This is a genomic window from Luteibacter sp. E-22 (assembly GCF_049913125.1).
In the GTDB taxonomy this organism is placed as follows: Bacteria; Pseudomonadota; Gammaproteobacteria; order Xanthomonadales; family Rhodanobacteraceae; genus Luteibacter.
This window is the reverse complement of sequence record NZ_CP183975.1, coordinates 2293309-2319365: the sequence shown is the minus strand read 5'-3', so window position 1 is coordinate 2319365 and position 26057 is coordinate 2293309. Positions and strand designations below refer to the sequence as shown.

At 65.9% G+C, this 26057-nt stretch carries 19 protein-coding genes; 13 read left to right on the top strand and 6 right to left on the bottom strand.

Annotated elements, in window-relative coordinates:
• Positions 1–3: 3 nt before the first annotated feature.
• Entirely contained in the window at positions 4–840 is an 837-nt protein-coding gene (locus ACN9M2_RS10320) for a hypothetical protein (protein ID WP_426284658.1), read from the bottom strand.
• Positions 841–933: 93 nt separating this feature from the next.
• Here ACN9M2_RS10320 and ACN9M2_RS10315 point away from each other — a divergent pair, with 93 nt between their 5' ends.
• The 3 genes from ACN9M2_RS10315 to yjjX all read left to right on the top strand — a co-directional run bounded on the left by ACN9M2_RS10315 (position 934) and on the right by yjjX (position 3895).
• Positions 934–1572, top strand: coding sequence for a response regulator (locus tag ACN9M2_RS10315; protein WP_426284657.1), 639 nt, complete (start codon positions 934–936; stop codon positions 1570–1572).
• A gap of 102 nt (positions 1573–1674) precedes the next feature.
• A complete protein-coding gene (pgm, locus tag ACN9M2_RS10310; protein WP_426284656.1) occupies positions 1675–3321 on the top strand; it encodes a phosphoglucomutase (alpha-D-glucose-1,6-bisphosphate-dependent) in 1647 nt (548 codons plus the stop codon).
• A 13-nt stretch (positions 3322–3334) separates the two neighbouring features.
• Positions 3335–3895: an inosine/xanthosine triphosphatase gene (gene yjjX / locus ACN9M2_RS10305; RefSeq protein WP_426284655.1), complete on the top strand. Its 561-nt coding sequence runs from the start codon at positions 3335–3337 to the stop codon at positions 3893–3895.
• Between the two features lie 10 nt (positions 3896–3905).
• On the opposite strand, the gene ACN9M2_RS10300 is transcribed toward yjjX, so the two are convergent.
• Entirely contained in the window at positions 3906–4652 is a 747-nt protein-coding gene (locus ACN9M2_RS10300) for a glucose 1-dehydrogenase (RefSeq protein WP_426284654.1), read from the bottom strand.
• Between the two features lie 247 nt (positions 4653–4899).
• On the opposite strand from ACN9M2_RS10300, the gene zwf reads away from it, so the two are divergent.
• The 6 genes from zwf (at position 4900) to ACN9M2_RS10270 (ending at position 10884) form a co-directional block, all read left to right on the top strand.
• Positions 4900–6387 (top strand): glucose-6-phosphate dehydrogenase, encoded by a 1488-nt coding sequence (zwf, locus tag ACN9M2_RS10295; protein ID WP_426284653.1) that lies wholly within the window; start codon positions 4900–4902, stop codon positions 6385–6387.
• A gap of 121 nt (positions 6388–6508) precedes the next feature.
• Entirely contained in the window at positions 6509–6973 is a 465-nt protein-coding gene (gene msrB / locus ACN9M2_RS10290; protein WP_426284652.1) for a peptide-methionine (R)-S-oxide reductase MsrB, read from the top strand.
• Complete coding sequence (gene msrA / locus ACN9M2_RS10285; protein ID WP_426284651.1) at positions 6970–7470, top strand: peptide-methionine (S)-S-oxide reductase MsrA; 501 nt, start codon at positions 6970–6972, stop codon at positions 7468–7470. Before msrB ends, msrA begins: the two co-directional genes overlap by 4 nt.
• Before the next feature lie 121 nt (positions 7471–7591).
• Positions 7592–8617 (top strand): sensor histidine kinase, encoded by a 1026-nt coding sequence (locus tag ACN9M2_RS10280; protein WP_426284649.1) that lies wholly within the window; start codon positions 7592–7594, stop codon positions 8615–8617.
• Positions 8614–9375 carry a LytR/AlgR family response regulator transcription factor gene (locus tag ACN9M2_RS10275; protein ID WP_426284648.1) on the top strand — a complete coding sequence of 254 codons (762 nt, stop codon included), beginning with the start codon at positions 8614–8616 and terminating at the stop codon, positions 9373–9375. Before ACN9M2_RS10280 ends, ACN9M2_RS10275 begins: the two co-directional genes overlap by 4 nt.
• A 135-nt stretch (positions 9376–9510) precedes the next feature.
• On the top strand, positions 9511–10884 hold the full coding sequence (locus tag ACN9M2_RS10270; RefSeq protein ID WP_426284647.1) for a serine hydrolase domain-containing protein: 1374 nt from the start codon (positions 9511–9513) through the stop codon (positions 10882–10884).
• 11 nt (positions 10885–10895) lie between these two features.
• On the opposite strand, the gene gph is transcribed toward ACN9M2_RS10270, so the two are convergent.
• Positions 10896–11564 carry a phosphoglycolate phosphatase gene (gph, locus tag ACN9M2_RS10265; RefSeq protein ID WP_426284646.1) on the bottom strand — a complete coding sequence of 223 codons (669 nt, stop codon included), beginning with the start codon at positions 11562–11564 and terminating at the stop codon, positions 10896–10898.
• Between the two features lie 29 nt (positions 11565–11593).
• Positions 11594–12283, bottom strand: a complete 690-nt coding sequence (locus ACN9M2_RS10260; RefSeq protein ID WP_426284645.1) for a TetR/AcrR family transcriptional regulator — start codon at positions 12281–12283, stop codon at positions 11594–11596.
• An 86-nt stretch (positions 12284–12369) separates the two neighbouring features.
• On the opposite strand from ACN9M2_RS10260, the gene ACN9M2_RS10255 reads away from it, so the two are divergent.
• From ACN9M2_RS10255 to ACN9M2_RS10245, 3 genes are all read left to right on the top strand, one after another.
• Complete coding sequence (locus ACN9M2_RS10255; protein ID WP_426284644.1) at positions 12370–13917, top strand: MDR family MFS transporter; 1548 nt, start codon at positions 12370–12372, stop codon at positions 13915–13917.
• A gap of 168 nt (positions 13918–14085) precedes the next feature.
• The gene (locus ACN9M2_RS10250; RefSeq protein ID WP_426284643.1) at positions 14086–14259 is read left to right on the top strand and encodes a hypothetical protein; all 174 of its coding nucleotides are present in this window, start codon (positions 14086–14088) and stop codon (positions 14257–14259) included.
• 58 nt (positions 14260–14317) lie between these two features.
• Complete coding sequence (locus tag ACN9M2_RS10245; protein ID WP_426284642.1) at positions 14318–15409, top strand: ATP-grasp domain-containing protein; 1092 nt, start codon at positions 14318–14320, stop codon at positions 15407–15409.
• Positions 15410–15428: 19 nt separating this feature from the next.
• Here the strand turns inward: ACN9M2_RS10245 and ACN9M2_RS10240 are convergent, their stop codons facing one another.
• On the bottom strand, positions 15429–16502 hold the full coding sequence (locus ACN9M2_RS10240; protein ID WP_426284641.1) for a redoxin domain-containing protein: 1074 nt from the start codon (positions 16500–16502) through the stop codon (positions 15429–15431).
• Positions 16503–16583: 81 nt separating this feature from the next.
• Positions 16584–17303 (bottom strand): Crp/Fnr family transcriptional regulator, encoded by a 720-nt coding sequence (locus ACN9M2_RS10235; protein WP_426284640.1) that lies wholly within the window; start codon positions 17301–17303, stop codon positions 16584–16586.
• Between the two features lie 168 nt (positions 17304–17471).
• Between ACN9M2_RS10235 and ACN9M2_RS10230 the strand changes: the two genes are divergently transcribed.
• Positions 17472–25976, top strand: a complete 8505-nt coding sequence (locus tag ACN9M2_RS10230; protein WP_426284638.1) for a GH36-type glycosyl hydrolase domain-containing protein — start codon at positions 17472–17474, stop codon at positions 25974–25976.
• Positions 25977–26057: the final 81 nt, after the last annotated feature.

The window sequence follows — 26057 nt, the reverse complement described above, 5'->3', positions numbered from 1 at the left end:
TACTCACGACCCGGGACTATAGCCCATCGGCCCGGCGTGTTCCCGAAGGGCTTGCAGCACCTGGCCGGCATCGTCGGCGAAGCGCACGATCGCCTGGTCGAGGTAGCGGTTGCGTCCTTGCCCGAGTTCCCGTTCGAGCGCCAGCCCGACGCAGGACAATTCGGTGGCCTCGGCCATGCCGAGGGCGCCCGATACCCTGTGCAGCCAGGTTTGCAGGTGGACGGTTCCCGGCTCGCCGAGCAGCGCGCCGAGACCGGCGAGGTCGCTGCTCAGCGCGCGGTCGAGTGCGACGATCACTTCGCGCAGCGCGTGTTCGCCTCCGAGCGTGGAACGCAAGGCGTCCACGTCGATGCGTGGTGGCACGCGCGGCCGTTCGAAGGCGAGTTCGATGATGATCCGGTTGCCGATGTCCGTGTCCCATTCACGATGGACCACGCCGCCGACGGCGGCGATCATTCCCGCCACCTCGTCGAGGCATGCGCGGTCGTCCGCCGCGGGACTGTGTTCGTCAGCCACCGTGAAATGCACGATCTGCGTTCCCGCGTCGTCGCCGACCACGTCCACATGTAACGCGACATGCCTGCTGCGCGTGTGGAGCGCGTGTTCCAGCAGCAAGGACAGTGCACGGCCAAGCGCGGGAAACGGGCCTTGCAGGTCGCCGGCGAGCGCGGGATCGATCTCGAAGTCGAGCCGGATGCCGCGTGCGAGCGCATCCCGGGTGTAGCGGCGGCCAACCTTGCCCAGCAGTTGGGGCAGGCTGTTGCTGGTCTCGATGCGCAGTCGCGAAGCGATGTTCCCACGGGTCTTCCACCATTTGGCGATGCGATGCAGGAGTGGCATCGGAGAGCGCGATGTGCTCAACTCTGCGGCCCGCCCACGATGCTCCAGACCGGTACGTTGGTGGTTGGACAAGCAAGAAAGGATGGATCACTCATGGTCTACCGCGTCATTCTGGCGGACGATCACCCCGTCGTGTTGAAGGGCCTCAGCCTCGCCCTGGCCAAAGATGGCCTCGCGACGGTGGTAGGCGAAGCGCAGTCGCCGGACGAACTCCTCGACCTGCTCGCGGTGACGCCCTGCGATGCGCTGATCACCGACTTCAGCATGCCCGCCCCGGGGCAGGATGGTCTCGTCCTGTTGCACGAGATACGCCGGCGACATCCCACGCTTCCGGTGATGGTGATCACGACGTTGGCCAATCCGGCGTTGTATCGCGAAATCATCGGAACAGGTGTGCTCGGCCTCATCGGCAAGTCCGGCGACACCCGGGAAATTCCCGAGGCGTTGATGGAAATCCTGTCGAATCATGTCTACCTCGGTAGTTCGGTGCGCGATCTGGTCGCCACGCCACACGGCGAGCCACTGGGCAAGTCCGGGACGCTGGCCGACCTTTCACCGCGCGAACTGAAGATCCTGCGGCTCTTCGCAGCCGGTAACAGCGTCACCGATATCGCCAAGGCGACCGGGCGTGGATTGTCGACCGTCAGCCAGCAGAAATCGAACGCGATGCGAAAGTTGCGGCTGGACACGGATGCCGAAATTTTCGAGTACATCGAGCGGTTGCGCTTGTGATGCGCGATCGCCAGGCACCACGATAACCATCGCCGGACGCGACGGACATGGAAGATTTCTCAAAACACGTCGTATGCTTGGGGACCGGATTCCAGGAGAGCCATGGTGAGTGCCAAGATCAGCCCACTTGCGGGAAAGCCCGCGACGGAGAGCCAGCCTGTCGACGTGGCGGCCTTGCTCGCCGCCTACCACGACCTCAAGCCCGATCCGTCCGTCCCTGAACAGAGGGTGGTCTTCGGTACGTCCGGTCATCGCGGTTCCTCGTTCGACCGTTCATTCAACGAATGGCACGTGCTTGCCGTGGTCCAGGCCATTTGTGAATATCGTGCGAAGGATGGCGTCGACGGTCCGGTATTCGTCGGCATCGACACCCACGCGTTGTCCGGTCCGGCGTTCGAAAGCACCCTGGAAGTGCTGGCCGGAAACGGCGTGGAGACGCAGATATCCGCCGGCGGCGAGTTCACGCCGACACCCGCGGTGTCGCATGCCATCCTGGTCCACAACCGCGGTCGCGACAGCGGTCGCGCCGACGGCATCGTCATCACCCCGTCGCACAATCCGCCCGAGAGCGGCGGTATCAAGTACAACCCTCCGCATGGCGGTCCCGCGGATACCGACGCCACGTCGTGGATCGCGGCGCGTGCCAACGCCCTGATCGAAGGCGGCCTGCGTGAGGTGAAACGCATTCCCTTCGCCCGGGCCCGCAATACCGGAAGCACGCATGAATTCGATTTCCTGCAACGCTACGTCGGCGACCTGGACGACGTGCTCGACCTGGAAATCATCCGCGCGAAGGGCGTGCGCATGGGGGTCGATCCGCTCGGTGGCGCGGGCGTCCATTACTGGAGCGCGATCGGCGAACGCTATGGCCTGAACCTCACGGTGGTAAGCGAGGCCGTCGACCCGACGTTCTCGTTCATGTCGCTCGACTGGGATGGCCGCGTGCGCATGGACCCATCGTCCTCGTATGCGATGCAGCGGCTGATCGGCCTGAAGGACAAGTTCGACGTGGCCTTCGCCTGTGACACGGACCACGACCGGCATGGCGTCGTCGCGCCGAGTTCGGGCCTGATGCAGGCCAATCATTATCTCGCCGCCGCGGCCTGGTACCTGTTCCAGAATCGTCCCGGCTGGCGTGCCGACGCGGCCGTCGGCAAGACCGCGGTGAGCACCGCGCTGCTCGACCGCATCGCCGGGCACCTGGGCCGGCCGTTGCGCGAGGTGCCGGTGGGTTTCAAGTATTTCGTCGCGGGCCTGTACGACGGCAGCCTCGGCTTCGGCTGCGAGGAAAGCGCCGGCGCATCGTTCCTGGCCAAGGACGCCTCGGCGTGGTCCACCGACAAGGATGGCATCGTGGCCGCCTTGCTCGCCGGCGAGATGACGGCCCGCCTCGGCAAGGACCCGGGCGAGTTGTATTCGGACATCACCAAGCAACTGGGCGAGCCGGCCAATGCGCGCATCGACGCGCCGGCCAACCATGCGCAGAAGGCGAAGCTGTCGAAGCTCGCGCCCGAGCAGGTCACCTCCCGGACACTCGCGGGCGATCCGATCGTCGAGGTGACCAACAAGGCGGGCGGGCAGGCCATCGGTGGCATCAAGGTGATCTCGGCGAACGGCTGGTTCGCCGCGCGTCCGTCGGGCACCGAGGACATCTACAAGGTCTATGGCGAGAGCTTCCGCGGCAAGGAACATCTGCAGACCGTCCTCGCCGAGGCACAGGCGATGGTCGACCGCGCGCTCTCCGACTGATACCGAGGTTCCGATGTCCAACGACAACACGCCGATCAGGGTTCTGGTCGGCTCGCGCAATCCGGTCAAGATCGGCGCCGTGCGTAACGCGCTGGCGCCGCTGTTCCCCGGCCGCCTGGTCGAGTGCGAGGGCATGCATGCGCCTTCGGGCGTTCACGACCAACCCATGTCCGCCGCGGAAACCCGCGAGGGCGCGCTCAATCGCATGAATTTCTGCCGGCAGAATGGCGAGGCCGATTTCTACGTCGCCCTGGAAGGCGGTGTCGACGTCACCGAGGATGGCCCGGGTACGTTCGGCTATGTCGCCATCGCGAACGGCGTCGACGTATCGGTCGGGTGCAGCGCATGGCTGCCCCTGCCGCCGGCGGTCTACGAGGCCCTGCTTGAGGGCGACGAACTCGGCGATGTGATGGACCGCCTGTTCAACACGGTGAACATCAAGCAGCAGGGCGGCGCCATCGGCCTGGTCACCAACGGCCATGCGACACGCGAGAGCGCGTACACACAGGCGATGGTGCTGGCGATGGCGCCGTTCCTCCATCCGGAACTCTACGGGCTCCGGCCTGCCGACTAGCTGTCCGGGATCAGCGCATGCCACCCGAGGCGATGATTAGTTCGCCGGTGAGCCAGCGCGCGTCGTCCGAAGCCAGGAAGGCGACGATCGGGGCGATGTCGTCCACCTGGCCGATACGGCCGAGCGGAGTCTGGCTGATGGCGAAGGTCTCGAAGTCCGAACCCTCGATGCCTGCCGACTTCACGCCTTCGGTGATCACCATGCCCGGGTTCACCGCGTTCACGCGGATGCCGCGCGGCCCCAGTTCGCGGGCGAGCACACCCGTGATCGCGTCCACCGCGCCCTTGGTGCCGGTGTAGACGGCGCTCTCGGGCGGCGTGATGCGGGTGGCGGTGGAGCCGATGTTGATGATGCTGGCGCCCGTGCCCAGGTGCTTGACGGCTGCCTGGGTGACTAGCAGGGTGCCGAGCACGTTGATGTCGAAGGTGCGGCGGTACAGTTCCTCGGTTGTCACTTCGATCGAAGCGAACTCGTATACGCCCGAGTTGTTCACCACGACGTCCAGACGGCCAAAGTGCTCGATGGCCTTGGCGACGAGGTTTTCCGCTTCCGCTTGCTTGGACACGTCGCCGCCCACGGCGACGGCTTTGCCACCGGCCGCCTCGATCTCGGCCACGACCTTGTCCGCACCCGCCTTGCTGGACGCGTAGTTCACGATGACCGACGCGCCTTCGGCCGCGAGCGCCTTGGCGATGCCTGCGCCGATGCCCTTGGATGCGCCGGTGACCAGCGCGACCTTGTCTTTGAGCTTGCTCATCTTGATGTTCCTGGACTAAGTGAGAGTCCGCCACAGGGGCGGTCGGCCCCGGTGCGGGGCCCTGCACCGATCCATGGGGACGAGGGTGTGCGAGCCGTCATACCTCGCGGCGCATAACACTTATGCCGTGGAGGCAACGGTGATCGCTGTAGACGTACTTGAAAGGCGCCAATGGCGCCTTATTCATGTTTCGGTCGAGGTGCCGGCAGCATGCCGCCCCACCCAAATCGCCATCGGAAATCCCCTCATGAACAGTTCCACCCCGCTCGAACCCGTCGATTCTTTCGATTACGTCATCTTCGGCGCCACTGGCGACCTCACGATGCGCAAGTTATTGCCTGCGCTGTACAGGCGTTTCGCCGAAGGACAGGTTCCCGCCGATTCACGCATCGTAGGTACCGCACGCTCGCCGCTGGACGATGAAAGCTATCGCGAGCGTGCGCGCCAGGCGCTGCACGAACACGTGCGCGCCGACGAGCTCATCGATGCGACAGTGAACCGGTTCCTGCGCATGGTTCACTATGTGAGTCTCAACGGCGCCGAATCCACCGGTAACTGGGAAGGCCTGAAGTCACTGCTGGAATCGAACGCCGCGGCCGATCGGGTGCGCGTCTTCTATCTGGCGACGGCGCCGGACCTGTACGGCGACATCGCCCGCAACGTGGCGGAGAAGGGCCTGCGCACCGAGTCGTCGCGCATCGTGCTGGAGAAGCCGATCGGCACCGACCTGGAAACGGCACGCAAGGTCAACGAAGGCGTCGGCCGCTACTTCCCCGAGGGGAGCATCTTCCGCATCGATCACTACCTCGGCAAGGAAGCCGTGCAGAACATCATCGCGCTGCGCTTCGCCAACCCGATGCTGGAGCGCATGTGGGATCGTGATTCCATCGAGTACGTGCAGATCACCGCTGCCGAGACCGTCGGCCTCGAAGGACGGGGCGGTTACTACGACGGTTCCGGTGCATTGCGCGACATGATCCAGAACCATTTGTTGCAGGTGCTCACGGTGGTCGCCATGGAACGCCCCGGTTCGCTCGACGCCGATGCCTTGCGTGACGAGAAGGTGCGCGTGCTGAAGTCGCTGAAGCCGCTCGATCGCGACAACTTGCGGGCGAACGTCGCGCGCGGCCAGTACGTGCAGGGAACGGCAGGTGGAAAGCCAGTGCCCGCCTATCGCGAAGAACTGCCGGGCGAGAAGCCCAGCAACACCGAGACCTTCGTCGCCTTGAAGGCGGAGATCGACAATGCCCGTTGGCGTGGCGTCCCCTTCTACCTGCGTTCGGGCAAGCGCATGCCCGAGAAGCTCACCGAAGTGGTCGTGCAGTTCCGCGCGGGCGAGCCGGGCCTGTTCGGCGAGGCGCGGCCGGGCAGCCGCCTCGTGATCCGCGTGCAGCCGAACGAAAGCGTCACCTTGCCGCTTTTCGTCAAGCATCCCGGCAACAGCTTCGGCCTCGACGAGGTCGACGCGTTGTCCCGGCTCGGCGAGCCGGGCCGCATCCGCTACCGCGACTCCTACGAGGGGCTCATGCTGGATGCCGTGAAGGGCAGTCCCGCGCTGTTCGTCCGCAAGGACGAGACCGAGGCGGCCTGGCAGTGGGTGACGCCGATCCTGGAAGGCTGGCGCGAGGACGAGAACGGCCCCGACACCTACGAAGCCGGTACCTGGGGCCCCGATTCGGCCCGCGAACTGCTGCGCCAGGCGGGTCACCAGTGGGTCGAGGACATCGCCGCCTGAAGGGCCTCCCGGCCGCCTGTCCCATTGCATCCAAGACGGGCGGCCACATTATGTGGAGAGTGCCGGGACGAGGGTCCCCGAGCCCCATTCCCAGGCAACCTTCCTTCCCCTGGAGGCCTCCATGTCCGAGTATCGCAAGACCCCCGAAGCGCTGGCGAAGTTGACCCCCGAGCAGTTCCGGGTCACCCAACAGAGCGGCACCGAGCGGCCGTTCCACAACGAGTTCCATGATAGTCACGCGCCGGGCATCTACGTCGACATCGTCTCGGGTGAGCCGCTGTTCTCGTCGCTCGATAAATTCGACAGCGGCTGCGGCTGGCCGAGCTTCACCCAACCGCTCGAAAACGAGCATGTCATCGAGAAGAAGGACGCCAGCCACGGCATGGTCCGGACCGAGGTCCGCTCGACCCACGCCGATAGCCACCTGGGCCATGTCTTTCCCGATGGTCCGCGCGACCGTGGTGGCCTGCGTTATTGCATCAACTCCGCCTCGCTGCGCTTCATCCCCCTGGCCGACCTGGAGAAGGAAGGCTACGGGCAGTACGCGAGCCTGTTCGCCGACGACGTGAAGGGAGGTGCCGCATGACCTCGCGCGCCATTCTTGCCGGCGGCTGCTTCTGGGGCATGCAGGACCTGATCCGCAAGCAGCCGGGAGTGATCGCCACCCGCGTCGGTTATACCGGCGGCGACGTGCCCAACGCCACCTATCGCAACCATGGCAGCCACGCCGAGGCGATCGAGATCGAGTTCGATCCGGATAAGCTCAGTTACCGCAAGGTGCTGGAGTTCTTCTTCCAGATCCACGATCCGACCACGCTGAACCGGCAAGGCAACGACCTTGGCGAGAGTTATCGCTCGGCGATCTTCTACCTCGACGACGAGCAGAAGGCCGTGGCCGAGGACACCATCGCCGACGTGAACGCCTCCGGCCTGTGGCCGGGCAACGTGGTGACCGAGGTGGCGCCGGCCGGACCGTTCTGGGAAGCCGAGCCCGAGCACCAGGATTACCTTGAGAAATACCCCAACGGGTACACCTGCCACTTCATCCGGCCGGACTGGGTACTGCCCCGCCGCGCCACTTGACCCGGCAGCACCCCCGGCTCTGGTATAAGAGCCGCGGGGTGCTGGCAACGCAGGGGGCGGGCAAGGCATGGAGAGTGCGATCGGTACGGGATCTCGACCGTCCTGGCGACATGGCCACGGCGTGTGGCCCTGGTTTGCTCTGCTCGTCGCCATCGGCGTCCTGCGCGCCACCAATCGGTATCTTGTCGACGTCGCCAACGGCCATCCGTCGCTCTTCACGCCCAAGCTGATCGATGAACTCACCGGGTCGCTGAGCTTCGGCGTATTCCTGCCGGCACTGTTCCTGATGCTGCGGCGCATGCCACGTACCTGGCTTGCGCACGCGGGCTTGTTCCTCGCGCTGTCGATCGCCCAGACCAGCGTGATGATCGTCTTCCGCCAGATCGTGTTCCGTGCGGCCGGCATGCCGGAGTTCGCCTACCTGCCGACGCGTTGGCGCTATCTGATGGAGATGCCGACGCAGCTGTTCTTCTACGTGGTGATCGTGGCCGGGGTGTGGCTGTTCGACCGCTACAGGGAAGGACGGGCACGGGAGTTGCGAGCCGTGCAACTGGAGTCCGCGTTATCCGAGGCGAGGCTGGACGCCTTGCGCCTGCAACTCAACCCGCACTTCCTTTTCAACACGCTCAACGCCGTGTCGGAGCTGATGTACGAGCGGCCGCGCGTGGCCGACGAAATGCTTTCACGTATCGGTGAGTTGCTGCGCAACACGTTGTCCGCATCCAGTCATGAGCACAGCCTCGCCGAAGAATGGCGACTGGTCTCGCTCTACACGGACATCCAGCGCGTTCGCTTCGGCGACGGGCTGGACGTGCAGGTCGAGGCGAATCCCTCGCTCGACGACCTGCGGATTCCCTTCCTGCTGCTCCAGCCGTTGGTGGAGAACGCCATCGAACATGGCGGCTCCGGCGATGGACGGCGCGTGCGCGTGGACGCCTCGCGCGAAGCCGGCCGTCTGACCGTTCGCGTGCGCGATGACGGCGGCGGTGCCATGGCCCGGCCGGGGCACGGCATCGGCCTGGGCAATGTCGGGGCGCGGCTTCGCCATCTTTATGGCGAGGAGGCGGGAGTGCGGCTTGAGCCTGTGGTCGGCGGTGGCAGTGTCGTCAGCGTCTGGTTGCCGGCCAGGCGCTGGGAGGTCGCATGAGCCTGCGCGCGGTCGTGGTCGACGACGAGGCCCCCGCACGGGCCAAGCTGCGCCGCTACCTCGCCGAAAGCGAGGGTGTGCAATGGATCGGCGAAGCTTCCGATGGCCGTGAAGCGGTGCGGTTGATCCAGCGCGACCGCCCCGATGTGGTCTTCCTGGACATCAGCATGCCCGGCCTCGACGGCTTCGCCGTCTTGCAGGCTCTGGGCGATCCCTTGCCGGCGGAGATCGTCTTCGTCACCGCGCACGACGACGAGGCGGTGCGCGCCTTCGAGGTGCACGCCTTCGACTACCTGCTGAAACCGGTGGGGCCGGAGCGTTTCGCCCGCGCGGTGGCGCGCTTGCGTGACAAGGTGGCGCCCGCGCTCGGAATCGCAGGGCGCGTGGACGGCCTGCTGGGGGGTGCACCGCCGCCACAGCGCTATCTGGATCGTCTGCTGCTGCCCAGTGGCGACGCTGCCGAACTGGTGCGCGTCGAGCGTATCGACCGCATCGAATCCGATCGCAACTACCTTGACGTGTATGTGGACGGCACGGCCTATCGGCTGCGGGGAACGCTGGACGCGATGCAGGGCCGCCTCAATCCCCGTCATTTCGTGCGGGTGAACCGATCGGCGATCGTCCGTCTCGATGCGGTGCGCGAGGTACAGCCCTGGCCCGACGGCGAACGGCGGCTACTGATGGCCGACGGCGCGCGAGTCACCTGGACGCGCCGTTACCTGGCGAACCTGCCCGAAGGCCTGTCGCTCGGAGCCTGACCGCGGAGGCTCTTCTCCCGACCGTCGCGACCTTCCTGGCCGGGATTCGTCCCCGGCATTCCTGACTTCGTCCCTGGTGGCACCCGTGGGCGGCGAACGCCGTTCCACACTCCGTCCACCTGTCGGAGATCAACCATGGCGAAGAAAGCCCTTATTGCAACCGGAGTCGTCATCGCGCTCGGCGCCGTGGGATGGGCCGTGTTCCGTCCCGACGTGGCGCTGCGTGTCGCCGCCGGTGTCGCGGCCCACCATGTCTGCTCGATGACCTTCGTGGGGAACCAGGACCCACGGCAGACGTACGACGAACTGGTGACGCCGATGATCGGCGACGCCGCCGCACGCCTGCTCACGCCCCACGTATCGCGAGATCCGGCCGGCGTGGAGGTTTCCGGGCCGTTCCGGTCGCTCGCCCGCGCCGAGTTCGTCCCCGGATATGGTTGCCGCCTCGTCTTGCCTGGCAACCGTCCGCTGCCCACCGATGCGACGAGCCATGCCGTGGCGGCTGCCGATGGATTCGCGCCCGCCGATGCCGTCGCCGCCGCGCCACCCGCGATCGCCGCCGCGATCGATCGCGTCTTCGACGACGCGCCGGGGAAGCCACCCAAGCGCGTGAAGGCGGTCGTGGTGGTGAAGGACGGCCGCGTCATCGCCGAACGTTATGCGCCCGGATTCGGCGTGCACACGCCCCTGATCAGCTTCTCCGTCGCCAAGTCGTTCACCAATGCCTTCCTCGGCATCGTCGCGCGGAAGGGTGGTCTTCGCGCGGACCAGCCCGTCGGCGCGCCCGAGTGGAAGGCGCCGGGCGACACGCGCGCCGCGATCACGGTCGAAGATCTCATGCGCATGCGCAGCGGACTCGCCATCGAGGAAGCCGAATCGGCCTTCAGTCCCGTGGCCAGGATGGAATTCCTGCATGCCGACATGGCGGGATTCGCCGCCGCGCAGCCGGCGAAGGAACCCCCGGGCTCGTCCTTCGAATACACCTCGGGAAACACGGTACTGCTCGACCGCCTGCTCGGCGAAAAGGTGGGCGGAGGTCCCGCGGGGCTTCGCGCGTTCGCCCGGCGCGAGTTGTTCGACCCGCTGGGCATGGGCGAGGTCACGATGGAATTCGACGGGCAGGGCACGTTCGTCGGTTCCACCTATGTGTACGCCAGCGCCCGCGACTATGCGCGCTTCGGCATGCTCTACCTGCGCGACGGCATCGCGCCGGACGGGACGCGGCTGCTTCCCGAAGGCTGGGTGGGCTGGTCGCGAACCTCCACGCTGGGAGCCCCTTACGGCGCCGGCTTCTGGACCAACGACGGGCCGAGCGACCTGGCACGCCGGCGGGTCGCGGGCGGTTTTCCGAAGGATGGCTTCTTCGCCAGCGGCACCATGGGCCAGCGCATCTACGTCGTGCCGTCCGAGCATCTGGTGGTGGTGCGCTTCGGTTACTCCGCGCCGCCCGACTACGGCATCGTCGACGACGTGGGGTTGATCGAGGCGGCCATCGCGGCCACGCGGTGAGGCATGCCGGCTTAGCCGACGGCCTCGGACGAGGCGAGCGACAGCAGGTCCGGCATGCGGTCGATCACGGCCACCGCGCCGGCACCGTGCAGGTCGAGCGATTTGCGATAGCCGTAGCTCACCAGGACGAAGTCCATGCCCGCATCGCGCGCGGCGAGCACGTCGCTTTCGGAATCGCCGACCATGAGGCTTCGTTCGATCGGCACGCGTGCCTCGTCGGCGAGATGGCGCAAGGGCACGCCGCTGGGCTTGCGCTCGGGCAAGGTGTTTCCACCGACGATGCCGTCGATGTAAGGCAGCATGCCGCGCACCTCCAGCAAGGGGCGCACGAATTCCTCGTTCTTGTTCGTGCATACCGCCAGCTTCACGCCCTGCGCGTGAAGCGTCTTCAACGTCTCGACCACGCCATCGTAGGCGACGCCATCGAGCGCGGTTTCCGCGTAGTGCGCGAGGAAGCCTGGCATGACCTCGTCGATATCCACGTCGCTTCCCGCATGACGGAAGGCGTAGGTGATGAGCTTGCGCGAGCCCTCGCCGATCCAGCCGGTGACCTGGTCCGTGTCGTAGGTGGGTAGCTTCCAGTCGCGCAACGTGCGGTTCACCGATTCGGCGATGTCGGCCGCGCTGTCGACCAGCGTGCCGTCGAGATCGAAGATGACGAGGGAATAGGGAAAGGACAAGGTACCGCTCCGCGTCGAAAACACCGATTCTACGCCTTCGGCGGCGCCAGCCCGTGGCTGAGCAGGGCCAGTGCGTGCCGCGTGATCTCCTCCGGCCCGATGTGCTTGCGCAGGGGATCGTCCTTCCATTTGCGCAGCGCGGTCATCGGCAAGACGGTCAGGCTCAGGATCGAGGTCATCAGCAGGGCGGGGTCCAGCGCCTTGTTCAGCCGGCCCTCGTCCTGCCATCGACGAATAGCCGTGACCAGGGCGACCTGGCGACTCGCCTTGACGCGCTTGCGCAGGTGCTGCTTGAACAGGTCGTGGTCGTTGAGCAACTCGCCGAAGAACACCGGGCCCATCCAGGAGTGCTCGGCGGCGAGTTCGACGAAACGTTCCGCGAGGCGGGCGAACGCCGCTGCCGGATCATTCGCGTGCGTCTGGAAGATGTCGTCGATCCGCGCGCGCATCGGCGCGATGTGTTCGTCGAAGATGGTGTCGAACAGTTGCTCGCGTGTCTTGAAGTAGTAGTGCACCGCGGCGGGGGTCATGCCGGCGGCGCGGGCGATCGCGGCCAGCGTGGTCGCGGTGTAGCCCTGTCGCGCATACAGCTCCAGCGCGATGCCGACCAGTCGTTCGCGCTGGTCCGGCCCGTCGGGCTGGGTGGGCGGGCGGCCCGGACGGCGGGCCTTGCGGGGAGAGGAAGTGACCACGGTGTCTCCGGAATCGATGACCCGCATGGATACCATGAACGGCCGGACATTTGACCGCATGCGGTGGCGGGCATATATTAAATCACCACTTAATTAATTGCAGGCACCGCGCCGTGACGACCGAAACAGCCGAGGATGCCGTGGCGACGCCAGCCAGCATCGCCACGCCCGATCCTGCCCCCGTCACGTCAGCGCCACCGCCGTCGCTGCGCCTGCTGTTCACCGCCCTGATGCTGGTGATGTTGCTTGCCGCCCTCGACCAGACCATCGTCTCCACCGCCTTGCCGACCATCGTGGGCGAGATGGGAGGCTTGAGCCAGCTGTCGTGGGTGGTGACCTCGTATCTGTTGACGTCGACGGTGGTCGTGCCGCTGTACGGCAAGTTCGGCGATCTGTTCGGCCGCAAGATCGTGCTGCAGACGGCCATCGTGATCTTCCTCGTCGGCTCCGTCCTGTGCGGCCTCGCGCAGGACATGACCCAGCTGATCCTGATGCGCGCCTTGCAGGGGCTGGGCGGCGGTGGCTTGCTGGTGGTGACGATGGCGTCGATCGGCGACGTGATTCCTCCGGCCGAACGCGGCAAATACCAGGGATTGTTCGGCGGCGTTTACGGACTGGCCACGGTGATCGGTCCCTTGCTCGGCGGCTTCATGGTCGACCACCTCTCCTGGCGCTGGATTTTCTACGTGAACCTGCCGCTGGGCGTGCTATGCATCGCCGTGATCGCCGCGGTGTTCCATCCGCACGTGCGCCATGTCCGTCACACCATCGACTATTGGGGCGCGGGCTGGCTGGCGCTCGCGTTGAGTTGCCTCATCCTGTTCACCACCGAGGGCGGCACCACGCTGCCGTGGGATTCGGCGCAGTTGTGGTTCATCCTCGCGTTCGCGGTGCTCGGCGTGGTCGGTTTCATCTACGAGGAAAGCGTGGCGGCGGAGCCGATCATTCCGCTGCATCTGTTCCGCCACCGCACCTTCCTGCTGAGTTGCCTCATCGGATTCTTCGTGGGCACGGCCTTGTTCGGTTCCACGACCTACCTGCCGTTGTACCTGCAAGTGGTCAAGGGGGTGTCACCGACGGGTGCCGGCCTGCAGCTGTTACCGCTGATGGGTGGCGTGCTGGTCAGTTCGATCGTGTGCGGTCGCCTCATCAGCCGGTTCGGCCGGTACCGTGTGTTTCCCATCCTCGGCACGCTGATCGCCGGGATCGCGCTGGTCCTGCTCGGCACGGTGCGCGACAGCGATCCGCTGTACCTGATCTACCTCTATGCCGGCTTTCTCGGCCTGGGCCTGGGCATGGTCTTGCAGGTGTTGATCCTCGCCACGCAGAACAGCGTGGAGATGAAGTACCTGGGCGTGGCGACATCGGGTGTCACGCTGTTCCGTTCGATCGGCGGCTCCATCGGCGTGTCGGCGTTCGGCGCCATCTTCAGCAATGGATTGCAGTCACGCCTGGACGACGTGATGCCGGAAGGCACCCGCGCTCCGCACTCGCTCGGGCCGGACGCGGTACGCGCGCTGCCGCCGGAGATCCACGACCGCTATCTCCACGCGTTCGGCGCCTCGCTGCATACGGTGTACCACGTGGCGGCGATGGTCATGGCGGTAGCGTTCGTCCTGGCATGGTGGTTGCGCGACGTTCCACTACGCCGCACACACTGACGGGTGGGAGTGCCTCGCGGCGTGTGCATTTCCGGCAGAGATGGCGGGTGGACTCTGTTCGTGGTCACCGGGAGGCGTAGTATCGGTCGGCCCATCGCCACGGCGCTTGGGTTCCAGCGTTATTCCTTACGATCAAACACCGTGCGATCCACCAAGGAGTTACCCGCTATGACGAACAACGCTTCGCAGTTCCACGATGCATCCACGAAGACCCGTGCCTTCGCCCGCCTCAGCGCTTTCGAGGTGGCCGCGGTCCCCGAAGACGACAAGGGTGGTTTGTTCCTGACCATCTATACCGATCCGGATCGTCCCGAACCGGAAATCGGCATCATCGGCGGCTGATACGCATCGTCCGATCCCGCGCCCCGCACTCGCGGGGCGCATCTTCATGGGAGGTTCCATGCGTCGTCCCCTGATCCTCGCCCCTTCGAGCGACCCGCATGCATGCGCGCTGGCGTGGGCGATTCGCCAGCAAGGCGTCGAGCCTTTATGGGCGCCGTCGTTACGCGCGGAGAGGGGCGTCCACTACAGCGTGCGGACGGGAGGCGACGGTACGTCGTTCAGCGATTCGCTTCTCGCGGGCGACGGCGTCAGTTCCGTCTGGAACAGGCGAATGCAGGACCCCGTCCCCGATTGCGCCGAAGAAGACAGGAACTTCGCCACGTGGGAGTGGAAACTGTTCCAGCGAAATGTCTTCAGTCTCGAAGGCGCCTACGGCGATGCCTTGTGGGTGAATGGGCTGGCGGCATCGCAGCGGGCGGAGTTGAAGCTCGTACAGCTCGATACCTGCCGACGTCTGGCTATTCCGTTTCCGGAGACCCTGGTGACCACCGATGTCGCCGAGGTGGACGCGTTGATCCGGCGGTGCGGCACGGTGGTGTTCAAGAGTTTCCTCGTGCACCAGTGGCAGGAGCGGGCGAGCGGCAAGATGCACGCCGTCGGCGTCACGCTGCTCAACGGCGACAGCGAATTGCCCGCCGAGGCCATCGCGGTCTGTCCGGGCATCTACCAGCGCTATATCGAGAAGCGCCACGACGTGCGCGTCACCTTCATCGGCGATCGCGTCTTCGCGATGAGCCTGGGCAAGGGGCGGGGCGATGCGTATGTCGACTGGCGAGGCCAAGGCAAGGACCCGGCCTTCCGCGCCGAGGCGATCACCTTGCCTGCCGGTGTCGAAGCGAAGTTGCGCACGTTCATGCGCGAACTCGGCCTCGTGTTCGGGTGTATCGACCTCGCCGTCGACAAACAAGGGGATTTCCATTTCCTCGAGGTCAACCAGGCCGGCCAGTTCCTCTTCGTCGAGGATTTGCTGCCCGAGTACCCGGTGTTGCAAAGCATGACGGCCTTGCTTGTCTCCGGGCGCGCCGATGCCTCCATCGATGCGTTGGCGCCTGTCTCGATGGAGGCCTTCTGGCAGTCGGACAGTTACGCGGCCTTGCGCGCCAGCGTACGGACCAGCCTGCCGGAACGTTCCCTGTTCACGCTCGAATAGGCGATGCGGCGGCGTGCGGCTACCCGAACGTGAAGGAATAGGCCTGGATACCCGGGTCGAGGAATTCGATCTCGACGTCCCGGTCGGTGATCTCGCCGGCCTGGCGGATCAATTGGTACATCCGCGGCTTGGTCACCGTGCCGCTGCCGTCGGCGGCGACATCGACGCCATGACCGGCGCCGGGCGGCTTGCCGTCGATAAGCACCCGAAAGCGAACGGGTGCCCCGCTCGGCGACGGACCCATCACCAGGTGGACGTCGCGCGCATGAAAACGGTAGACGATGCGGGCACCGGCTTTGTCGGCAAGCGCGGACTCCGCGTTGACCGTCCAGTCCCCGACCAGGCCCCAACCACCGGGTGACAGGCCGTCGGGTCGGGCGTACGTCTTGCTCTTACCCTGCCGCATGCCGCCGGGCGATGAGAAGCCATCGGCCCGGCCGTAACCGACATAGGTTTCGCCCGTACGAAGCTGGGCCCAATCCGCCTGCGCCTCGACGCCTTCGGATACCACCTTGGCCGGACCGGCGGGCAGATCGGCGTGCCCGGCTTCGGCCAGCAATTGTCGAATGATCGCTTCGGTATGTTCGTATTCGCCTTCGCCGAAGACGTGGTGGCGGATGCGGCCCTGGCTGTCGACGATGTAGAGGGCGGGCCAATACTCGTTGTCGAAGGCACGCCAAACGGCATGGTCGCTGTCGACGGCGACCGGATAACCGGGCGCGATGTCCTTCACCGCCGTGCGCACGTTGTCCAGGTTCTTCTCGAAGCCGAACTCCGGCGAGTGGACGCCGATGACGACCAGGCCCTGGTTCCCGTATCGCGCGGCCCATGCGCGAAGATAGGGGACCTGTCGGAGTGAATTGATGCAGGAGTACGTCCAGAAATCCACGAGCACCACCTTGCCGCGCAAGGCGGAAGGCGAGAGTGCGGGAGAGCCGATCCAGGTCGTCGCCCCGGTGAGCGACGGCATGCGACCCTCGACCGGAAGTTCGATCTCCGGGGCGGACGAAACGATGGTGTCGCGGCTAGCCGCCGGATAGGAAAACGTGGCGAAGAACGCCAGTGACATCGTAAGCAACGTGCGTGGTTTCATGGAGCGCTCCCGGTATCCGGAGGCATGTCACTACATTCCATGCCGGATCTCTTGGAGCGACGTGCCCTCGCGGCGGAGGCGTCAGCCCGGATCGCCTTGCGGAAGCAGGCGGTCGTACTCGCGCTTCACCACGGCATAGCATTCGCAAGTGCGCCGCTCCAGGCCCGCGCGATCCAGCACGGTGATGTGTCCGCGACGGTAGTGGATCAGCCCGGCGCGCTGCAGATGACCGGCAGCCTCCGTGACGCCTTCCCGGCGCACGCCCAGCATGTTCGCGATGAGTTCCTGGGTCATGACGAGTTCACTGCCGCCCAGGCGATCCAGGCTGAGCAGCAACCACCGGCACAACTGCTGGTCGAGGGAATGGTGTCGATTGCAGACCGCGGTCTGCGACATCTGCGTGATGAGGGCCTGCGTGTAACGGAGCAGCAGGTGGAGAACCGGTCCAGCGCGGTTGAATTCCCGGAGCATCGCCGCTGCTTCCAGTCGGAATCCCTTTCCCGCGCTTTGCACCAACGCCCTGCTGGGAGTCGATTCCCCGCCCATGAAAAGCGAGATGCCGACGATCCCCTCGTTGCCGACCACGGCGATTTCCGCCGATGCGCCGTCTTCCATCACGTAGAGAAGGGAAACGATGGACGTGGTGGGAAAATAGACGTGGCTCAACCGTACGCCCGGCTCGTACAACACCTGCCCCAAAGGCATGTCGACCGGCTCGAGCTGGGGTGACCACGACGCCAGGGCGTCGTCGGGCAACATGGCGAGCAAATGGTTGTCGCGCGGATCCGGAGCCGAGGCCATGCGCTTTCCTCCATGGGGTCCGCTCGGGGAGTCTACTACCTTGGTGCGCCAGCGCACCGACAACACGCTCGCCATGGTGCAGGGTGGGCGTCTGCCCGGCATCCTGGGCCCAAAGAGTGCCATGATCCCTTTTCCCCGCACCAGCGCCGGCGTGTGACCGGCAAAACCATGTGGCGCACCGCGACGAAAGCGCCTGCCGCCGAACGTGAACCGGCGCTCCGTTCCGAACTCTTCAACGCCGACCAGCTGGAAGCTCACGGGTCCGTGCTGGCGAGCCGTCACGGGCTCGCGTGGAAACGATCGTCGGAATGGCTACTCCCACGGCTGGCCGAAAACGAGACCGTCATCCTCGAAGCCTGCCGGACGTTGACGGCGGCGGGCAGGCGCGGGGATGGCGCCACTCCCGCGGGGGAATGGCTGCTCGACAATCTCTACCTGATCGAAGAACACATACGGATCGCCCACAAGGACTTCCCCAAGGGATATAGCCGCGAGTTGGTGCAACTGGAGAACGGCGCCTCGAAGGGCCTGCCGCGGGTCTACGATATCGCCCTGGAGGTGATCTCGCATGGCGACGGCCGGCTCGATGCGGCAGGTCTGGCGCGTTTCCTCGAGGCTTACCAGGCCATCGTGCCGCTGAACCTCGGCGAGTTGTGGGCCATCCCCATCATGCTGCGCCTGGCCTTGATCGAAAACCTGCGGCGCATCGCGGTGAGGGTGATGCTCGACCGTTCACGGCGGCGGCGCGCCACGCGCTGGGCGGATGCCATGACAAGCATGGCCGTGAACGATCCGAAGAACATCGTCCTCGTGGTCGCCGACATGGCGCGTTCCTCGCCGGTGATGAGCGCGCCCTTCGTCGCGGAACTCGCACGCCGGCTGCAAGGGCAGGGGCCGGCACTGGCCATGCCACTGGGCTGGGTCGAACAGCGATTGTCGGAATCCGGTCGCAGTATCGACTACCTCGTGCAGGTCGAATCGCAACAGCAGGCCGCCAACCAGGTTTCCGTCGCGAACAGCATCGGAAGCCTGCGCGCGCTGGCGACCATCGATTGGCGCGACTTCGTCGAGGAAGCGAGCCAGGTCGAGGCCATCCTGCGCGAGGACCCGGCGGCGATCCATGCAGCGATGGATTTCGCCACGCGCGACCGTTACCGGCATGCCGTGGAGCGTCTGGCGCGGACGAGCCGCCACGATGAAGTGGCGACGGCGCGCACTGTACTGGCCGCCTGCCGGAAGCCGGACAACGACGACTTGGCCAGGCATGTCGGTTTTCACCTGATCGGTGCCGGCGCGCGTGCGATGGAAGACGAGCTTGGCGCGCGGCCTGGATTCTCCACGCGTTGCCGGCGTATCTTCGACAGGGCTCCCTTTGCCTTCGCGCTGTCCGCCCTGGTGGTGGTCACGGCGGTGCTGGGCCGAGGCGTCATCGCGACGGCTTCGTCGCCGTCGGTGCCCGCGTGGGCGATGGCGGGCATCGTCATCGGCTCGCTGCTGGTGGCGAGTCAGCTCGCGATAAGCCTGTTGAACCTGCTGGCCACGCTGGTCACGACACCCGATTCGCTGCCACGGATGGACTATGCGGAGGGCATACCAGCCAAGGCATCCACGATCGTGGTGGTACCGACGTTGCTGGGCTCCGTCGACGATGTCGAATCCATCGTTGAATCGCTCGAAGTGCGGTTCCTCGCCAATCGCGACACCGCCTTGTATTTCGCGTTACTCACCGATTTCACGGACGCGGACTCCGCCTCGATGCCCGGCGATGCGGCCATCCTCGACTCGGCGCATCGACGGATCGCGTCGCTCAATGCGAAATACGCATCGCCCGACGCCGACCGTTTCTTCCTTTTCCACCGGCCCCGGACATGGAGCGAGACGGAGCGCCAGTGGATCGGCGCCGATCGTAAGCGTGGGAAGCTGGTGGCGCTGAACGCATTGCTTCGCGGCAAAGGCGCGGAGGCCTTCGTGCGCGTGGTCGGGCGATTGTCCAGCCTGCCGTACCTGCGTTACGTGATCACGCTGGATACCGATACGCAGCTGCCGCGCGATACGGCCCACCTGCTGGTCGCCGCGATGGATCATCCATTGAACCGGCCAGTGTTCGCCAGCGATGGAAGGAAGGTGCTTTCCGGGTATGGGATCATGCAACCGCGTGCGGGCATCGGCCTGCCGGCTCGCGCGCGTTCGCTCTTCGCACGCCTTTATGGAAGCGATGCCGGAATCGATCCTTACACGCGCGCCGTGTCCGATGTCTACCAGGACCTCTTCCACGAGGGCTCGTTCATCGGCAAGGGTATCTACGACATCGATGCCTTCGAGCGTGCGCTGGCGGGACGGCTACGCGACGAGCGAGTCCTCAGCCACGACCTGATCGAAGGTTGCTTCGCGCGTTCCGCCTTGCTCAGTGACGTGACCGTGTTCGAGGAAATTCCCGAACGGTACGTCGACGACATGCTGCGGCGCCACCGTTGGATACGCGGAGACTGGCAGCTGTTGCCATGGTTGCTGCCGAAGGCTCCAAGCATGACGGGCTGGCGGCGAAACGACCTGTCGGCTCTGTCGCTCTGGAAGATATTCGACAATCTAAGGCGCAGCCTGGTGCCGTTGGCGGCGGTCGCACTGCTTGTCGTGGGCTGGTCGTGGATACGGCCGGCGCCGACCTGGACCCTGGCGATACTGTCCATGACCTTCGTGCCCGTACTGCTCCAGGCTCTCATGGAGGCCTCGCGCAAATCGAGCGACATCGATTGGTCGCAGCACCTTCGCGTGTCGTTGGCGGGGGCGGGCCAGCACGGCGCGAGGCTCGTATTGTCCATGGCATGGCTGCCCCACGAGGCGGCATCCGGACTCGATGCGATCCTGCGCTCCCTCTGGCGCATGGCGGTGAGCCGGCGACATCTGCTCGAATGGCGCTCGTCGAGCGAAGTCGAACGGCGGGGGCGTGGATCGCTGAGTGTTCCATGGCGAACGATGTGGGCCGGACCCGCGCTGGCGTCCGGCCTGGTCGCCACGCTCTGTTTCGTCCGGCCCGCGGTACTGCCGGTGGCCATGCCTGTTCTTCTCCTATGGTCGCTTTCGCCGGTACTTGCCTGGTGGGTCAGCCGCCCCAGGACCGGATCGGCCTTCGAGCCGAACGATGCCGAGCGCCGTTTCCTTCGCGGCCTGGCAAGGCGTACATGGTCCTTCTTCGAGGAATATGTCGGGCCGGAGGATCGCTGGCTTCCGCCCGATAACGTGCAAGTGACGCCGGAGCCGGTCGTGGCGAGGCGCACATCGCCGACGAACATGGGCCTTGGGCTGCTCTCCGGTCTCGCCGCCTACGATTTCGGTTTCATCGGCATGGGCCGCTTCATACAGCGGACATCGTCCACACTGGAGACGATGCGCTCGCTCGAGCGGCATCGCGGGCACTTCTACAATTGGTACGCCACCGACACGCTCGCTCCGTTGCCGCCGCTGTATGTCTCCAGCGTGGACAGCGGCAACCTCGCCGGTCACCTGCTCACGCTGCAACGTGGATTGTTGGCCCTCGCGGACGAACCGGTCTTCCGGATGTCGTCGCTGCTCGGCTTGCGCGACTCGGTCGACATACTGGCCCACGAAGCCGGGACGACCGATGCGAAAGCCGACCTGGGAGCCTGGTCGACCGCGTTGGCGAGCGCAATGGAATCACCCCCGGGGAACCTCGACGAGGTGCTCGTCCTGGCGATGCGTCAGGGCGAACACCTGCGGACGGTGGCCGCGCGACTGGCGAACGCCTCATCGGCCGAGGTGGTTTTCTGGCTCGAACGCGTGAGGGTCCAGTGCGACGAGATGCTCTCCGATGCGAGGCAGTGGCAAGGCGCTTCCATCGCGTCCTCCGCGATCCCGACGCTCGACGGTATCGCCGCCTCCGAACCAGGGAGTCCGGCGCAGCTCTTGGCGGTCGAGCGCATGCGCGATGTCTCGGCACTCGCGGCGCTCGCCCGTGAGTTGTCGATCATGGACCACGCGTTCCTCTACGACGAGCGCCGGCACTTGTTCTCGATCGGCTACGACGTCGAAAGGCGGGCCCTCGATGCCTCGTTCTACGACTTGCTGGCATCGGAGGCGCGGCTGGGCAGTTTCGTTGCGATCGCCGAAGGCCAGGTGCCCCAGGACAACTGGTTCGCGCTGGGCAGGTTGCTCACCACGTCGGGGACCTCCACGGTGTTGTTGTCGTGGACCGGGTCGATGTTCGAGTACCTGATGCCGATGCTGGTCATGCCCAGCTACGAGGGAAGCCTGCTGGAGCAGACCTGTCGTGCCGCCGTCGCGCGCCAGGTCGCCTATGGCAAGCAACGCGACGTGCCGTGGGGTGTCTCTGAATCGGGATACAACACCATCGACGCCCAAGGGACGTACCAGTATCGCGCCTTCGGGGTGCCGGGACTCGGACTCAAGCGAGGACTGGGCGACGACCTGGTCGTCGCGCCTTACGCCAGCGCGCTGGCCCTCATGGTCGCGCCGCAAGTGGCGATCATGAACCTTCGGCGCCTCGTGGACCTGGGCATGGCGGCGCGTCATGGCATGTACGAGGCGATCGACTACACGCCCTCCCGGGTCCCGCCCGGGCAAGGCGCGGCGGTGGTTCGTTCGTTCATGGCGCACCACCAGGGCATGGCGTTGCTGGCCATCGAGCATCTCCTGCTCGACCAGCCCATGCGGCGCCGCTTCGAAACGGATCCCTCGGTGATGGCCACGAGCCTGCTGTTGCAGGAACGCATTCCGCGGACGGCGACGGAGTACCTGCATGCCACCGAGTTCTCCGGTGGCGCCACCACGGCACCGACGCCCGAAGCGCGCCTGCGCCTGTTCACCGATCCCGACAGGTCGCGGCCGGCCGTGCAATTGCTGTCGAATGGCCGCTACCACGTCATGATCAATAGTGGCGGTGGCGGCTACAGCCGGAGGAACGCCATGGCGGTCACCCGCTGGCGTGAAGACATCACGCGCGACGCGCATGGCATGTTCTGCTACTTGCGGGACCCGGAGTCCGGCGATACCTGGACGACGTCGTACCAACCCATCGGTCGCCGCACGGAACGATTCGAGGCTATTTTTTCCGAGTCCCGGGCGGAGTTCCGTGTCCGGCAGCGCGGGTTCGAGACGCATACGGAGATCGTCGTCTCGCCCGAGGACGACATCGAATTGCGCCGCACCCGCGTGACCAACCAGGGGCGTTCCCGTCGCACCATCGAACTGACGAGCTACGCCGAGGTGGTGCTGGCCGATCCGATCGGCGATGCGATGCACCCCGCCTTCAGCAAGCTTTTCGTGACGACGGAGATCGTCGAGGAGATGCAGGCGCTGCTATGCAAACGCCGGCCACGATCCGCCGAAGAGCAGATCCCATGGATGTGCCACCTCGTGGCGGTGCACGATGCCGACGTGGATGCCATATCGTACGAGACCGATCGCTCACGCTTCATCGGCCGGGGGCGAAGCACGGCGCGTCCCGCCGCGCTCGATCCAGGGGTCTCCCGCCTGTCGGGGAGCGACGGTGCCGTCCTCGATCCCATCGTCTCGATTCGCGTCCGCGTGACGCTCGATCCCGGGCAGACGGCGACCCTGGATTTCGTCACCGGCGTCGCGGACAGCCGTGACGCCTGCCTGCGCCTGATCGAGAAGTACCGCGATCGCCACCTTTCCGATCGCGTGTTCGACCTCGCCTGGACGCATAGCCAGGTGCTGTTGCGGCAAGCCAATGCGACGCTCGCGGACGCCCAACTCTACGAACACATGGCGACCTCGATCCTGTATCCGAACCTGGCCTTGCGCGCGGAGCCCTCGCTGATCGCGGCGAACACGCGTGGGCAATCCGGTTTATGGGGGCAGGCCGTTTCCGGCGACCTTCCGATCGTCCTGCTCCGGATCGGCGACATGGCCCGCCTGGACATCGCGCGCGACCTCGTGCGCGCCGCCGCGTACTGGCGGATGCGCGGACTCCTGGTCGACCTGGTGATCTGGAACGAGGACAGCACCGGCTATCGACAGGCGTTGCACGACGCGCTGACCGGATTGCTGGCGTCCGGCTCCGAAGCCAGCCTGCTGGACCGGCCCGGTGGTGTTTTCATCCGGGCGGCGCAACCGCTCTCCTACGAAGACCGGATGGTGATGCAGGCAAGCGCGCGCATCGTGGTGGTGGACACCCTCGGTTCGCTTGCCGAGCAGATGGAACGTCACCGGCTCGACTCACGGCCTGCACCGATCGAAGCGGCCTCGTGGCCGCAGGGACCGGTGTCCCCGCCAGTCGATCGGACGACGGCGGTCGGAGGGTTCTCCGCCGATGGCCGCGAGTACGTGATCGAGCTGGCCCCGGGGGCGGTCACCCCCGCCCCATGGTGCAACGTGCTGGCCAATCCCTCGTTCGGCAGCATCGTTTCCGAGAGCGGCTCCGCCTATACCTGGGCCGAAAACGCCCATGCATGTCGCCTGACGCCGTGGCACAACGATCCCGTGGAGGATGCTGGGAGCGAGGCCATCTACCTGCGTGACGAGGCCAGCGGCCATGTGTGGTCGCCGACTCCGCTTCCCATGCGGGGCACCGGCGGTTACACGACGCGCCACGGCTTCGGCTACAGCACCTTCGAACACATCGAGGAAGGCATCCGTTCGCGGCTCGATCTATTCGTCGCGATCGACCTTCCCGTGAAGTTTCACGTGTTGAGGCTCACGAACGAGGGAAACGCCGCCAGGCGCATATCGATCACCGCATACGTGGAATGGTTGCTCGGCGACATCCGCGAAAAGAACGCGATGCACGTGGTGACCGAAGTCGACGCCGCAACGGGTGCCTTGTTCGCACGTAATGCCTATAACAGCGACTTCCCCGGGCGCGTGGCGTTCCTCGACGTGGGAGATCCGGAGCGCAAGATCGGCGGCGACCGCACCGAGTTCCTCGGCCGCAACGGATCGCTCGCATCGCCGCTGGCGATGCGTCGCCAGGACTGGTCGAACCGCGTCGGGGCGGGGCTCGATCCCTGCGGCACCCTGCGCATGGAGGTACTGCTGCCTGCCGGCGAGTCGCAGGACATCGTCATCCGCCTCGGCATGGGCGCCAACGAGGCCGAGGCGCGTGCGCTGGTACGCCGCGGGCGGATGGACGGCACCGCGGACACGGTACTCGCGGCGGTGCATGCGCACTGGCGCCGTGTACTGGGAGCGCTACGGGTCGAAACACCCGAGCCGGCCATGGACGTGCTCGCCAACGGCTGGCTCCTCTACCAGACGATCGCGAGCCGGATGTGGGCCCGCAGCGGTTATTACCAGTCGGGAGGCGCGATCGGTTTTCGCGACCAGTTGCAGGATTCGATGGCGCTGCAGCATGCCGCGCCGGCCATGGCGCGTACGCAGCTCCTGGTGTGCGCCGCCCATCAGTTCGTCGAAGGCGACGTGATGCATTGGTGGCATCCGCCGACGGAGCGGGGCGTGCGCACCGCCTGCTCAGACGATTACCTGTGGCTGCCGCTGGCGGCGAGCAGGTACGTCGCGAGCAGCGGCGATGGAGCCGTGTTGCACGAGACGATCGAGTACATCGAAGGACGTGCGCTGCGGGCTGGCGAGGAATCCAACTACGACCTGCCACGCCCGTCCGGGGTCAGCGCCACCCTTTACGCACATTGCGTGCAGGCGATCGAGCATGCGATGCCTCGTGGCCGCCATGGATTGCCCTTGATGGGCGGCGGCGACTGGAACGACGGCATGAACCTGGTCGGCATCGAAGGGCGAGGGGAGAGCGTATGGCTGGGTTTCTTCCTTCACCATGTGCTGTGCGAGTTCGCCGTGACCGCGCGAGGCCACGGCGATCAGGCATTCGCGGAACGTTGCCTCGCCGAGGCCGGCAAGCTGGCCGTCAGCCTGGAGTCGGAAGCGTGGGATGGCGACTGGTACCGCCGGGCGTGGTTCGACGATGGCACGCCGTTGGGATCGGCCGCGAACGAGGAATGCCGCATCGACTCCATCGCCCAGAGCTGGTCGGTGTTGTCGGGCGTCGCAGCTCCCGGGCGGGCGAGGCAGGCGTTGGCCTCGCTGGACGCCCATCTGATAGATCACGACGCGGGCTTGATCCGCCTGCTCGACCCGCCGTTCGATCGCACGACGATGGAGCCGGGTTACATCAAGGGCTACGTTCCGGGCGTACGCGAAAACGGCGGCCAGTACACGCACGCGGCCGTCTGGGCGGCGATGGCGTTTGCCCGGATCGGGCAGCCCGACCGGGCGTGGGAGCTTGCGCGCACGATCGCTCCCGCCAGCCATACCGGCGATACCGCCTCGGTCGAGCGATACAAAGTGGAACCCTACGTCATTGCCGCCGACGTCTACAGCGTCGACCCTCATGTCGGACGTGGCGGGTGGACCTGGTATACGGGCTCGGCGGGGTGGATGTACCGCCTGCTCGTGGAGTCCCTGCTGGGTGTACACCTCGACGGCGGCAAGCTGCGTTTCGAGCCGAACGTACCTGCGGCATGGACGGGATACCGCGTGGAATACCGCCACGGAACGACAACCTGGGACATCGACCTTCGCCCCGCGCAAACGGGCGAGGAAACGAGCGTCCGTTTCGATGGCGACGTGGTCGACGGTGGGGAACTCGAGCGAATCGACGACGGGCTTCGACACAGCGTGCACGTGACGTATCCGCCCCGCTAACGGTGGCCTAACCCGATGGCGACCAGCGTCGTGGGAGGGCGCATGTTCGCGCCATCCAGGAGGTGACCGCCATGGGCACGA

Coding starts and splice junctions, on each gene's coding strand:
- ACN9M2_RS10320 (WP_426284658.1), bottom strand. CDS start 840: ATGCCACTCCTGCATCGCATCGCCAAATGGTGGAAGACCCGTGGGAAC.
- ACN9M2_RS10315 (WP_426284657.1), top strand. CDS start 934: ATGGTCTACCGCGTCATTCTGGCGGACGATCACCCCGTCGTGTTGAAG.
- pgm (WP_426284656.1), top strand. CDS start 1,675: ATGGTGAGTGCCAAGATCAGCCCACTTGCGGGAAAGCCCGCGACGGAG.
- yjjX (WP_426284655.1), top strand. CDS start 3,335: ATGTCCAACGACAACACGCCGATCAGGGTTCTGGTCGGCTCGCGCAAT.
- ACN9M2_RS10300 (WP_426284654.1), bottom strand. CDS start 4,652: ATGAGCAAGCTCAAAGACAAGGTCGCGCTGGTCACCGGCGCATCCAAG.
- zwf (WP_426284653.1), top strand. CDS start 4,900: ATGAACAGTTCCACCCCGCTCGAACCCGTCGATTCTTTCGATTACGTC.
- msrB (WP_426284652.1), top strand. CDS start 6,509: ATGTCCGAGTATCGCAAGACCCCCGAAGCGCTGGCGAAGTTGACCCCC.
- msrA (WP_426284651.1), top strand. CDS start 6,970: ATGACCTCGCGCGCCATTCTTGCCGGCGGCTGCTTCTGGGGCATGCAG.
- ACN9M2_RS10275 (WP_426284648.1), top strand. CDS start 8,614: ATGAGCCTGCGCGCGGTCGTGGTCGACGACGAGGCCCCCGCACGGGCC.
- ACN9M2_RS10270 (WP_426284647.1), top strand. CDS start 9,511: ATGGCGAAGAAAGCCCTTATTGCAACCGGAGTCGTCATCGCGCTCGGC.
- ACN9M2_RS10260 (WP_426284645.1), bottom strand. CDS start 12,283: ATGCGGGTCATCGATTCCGGAGACACCGTGGTCACTTCCTCTCCCCGC.
- ACN9M2_RS10250 (WP_426284643.1), top strand. CDS start 14,086: ATGACGAACAACGCTTCGCAGTTCCACGATGCATCCACGAAGACCCGT.
- ACN9M2_RS10245 (WP_426284642.1), top strand. CDS start 14,318: ATGCGTCGTCCCCTGATCCTCGCCCCTTCGAGCGACCCGCATGCATGC.
- ACN9M2_RS10240 (WP_426284641.1), bottom strand. CDS start 16,502: ATGAAACCACGCACGTTGCTTACGATGTCACTGGCGTTCTTCGCCACG.
- ACN9M2_RS10235 (WP_426284640.1), bottom strand. CDS start 17,303: ATGGCCTCGGCTCCGGATCCGCGCGACAACCATTTGCTCGCCATGTTG.
- ACN9M2_RS10230 (WP_426284638.1), top strand. CDS start 17,472: ATGTGGCGCACCGCGACGAAAGCGCCTGCCGCCGAACGTGAACCGGCG.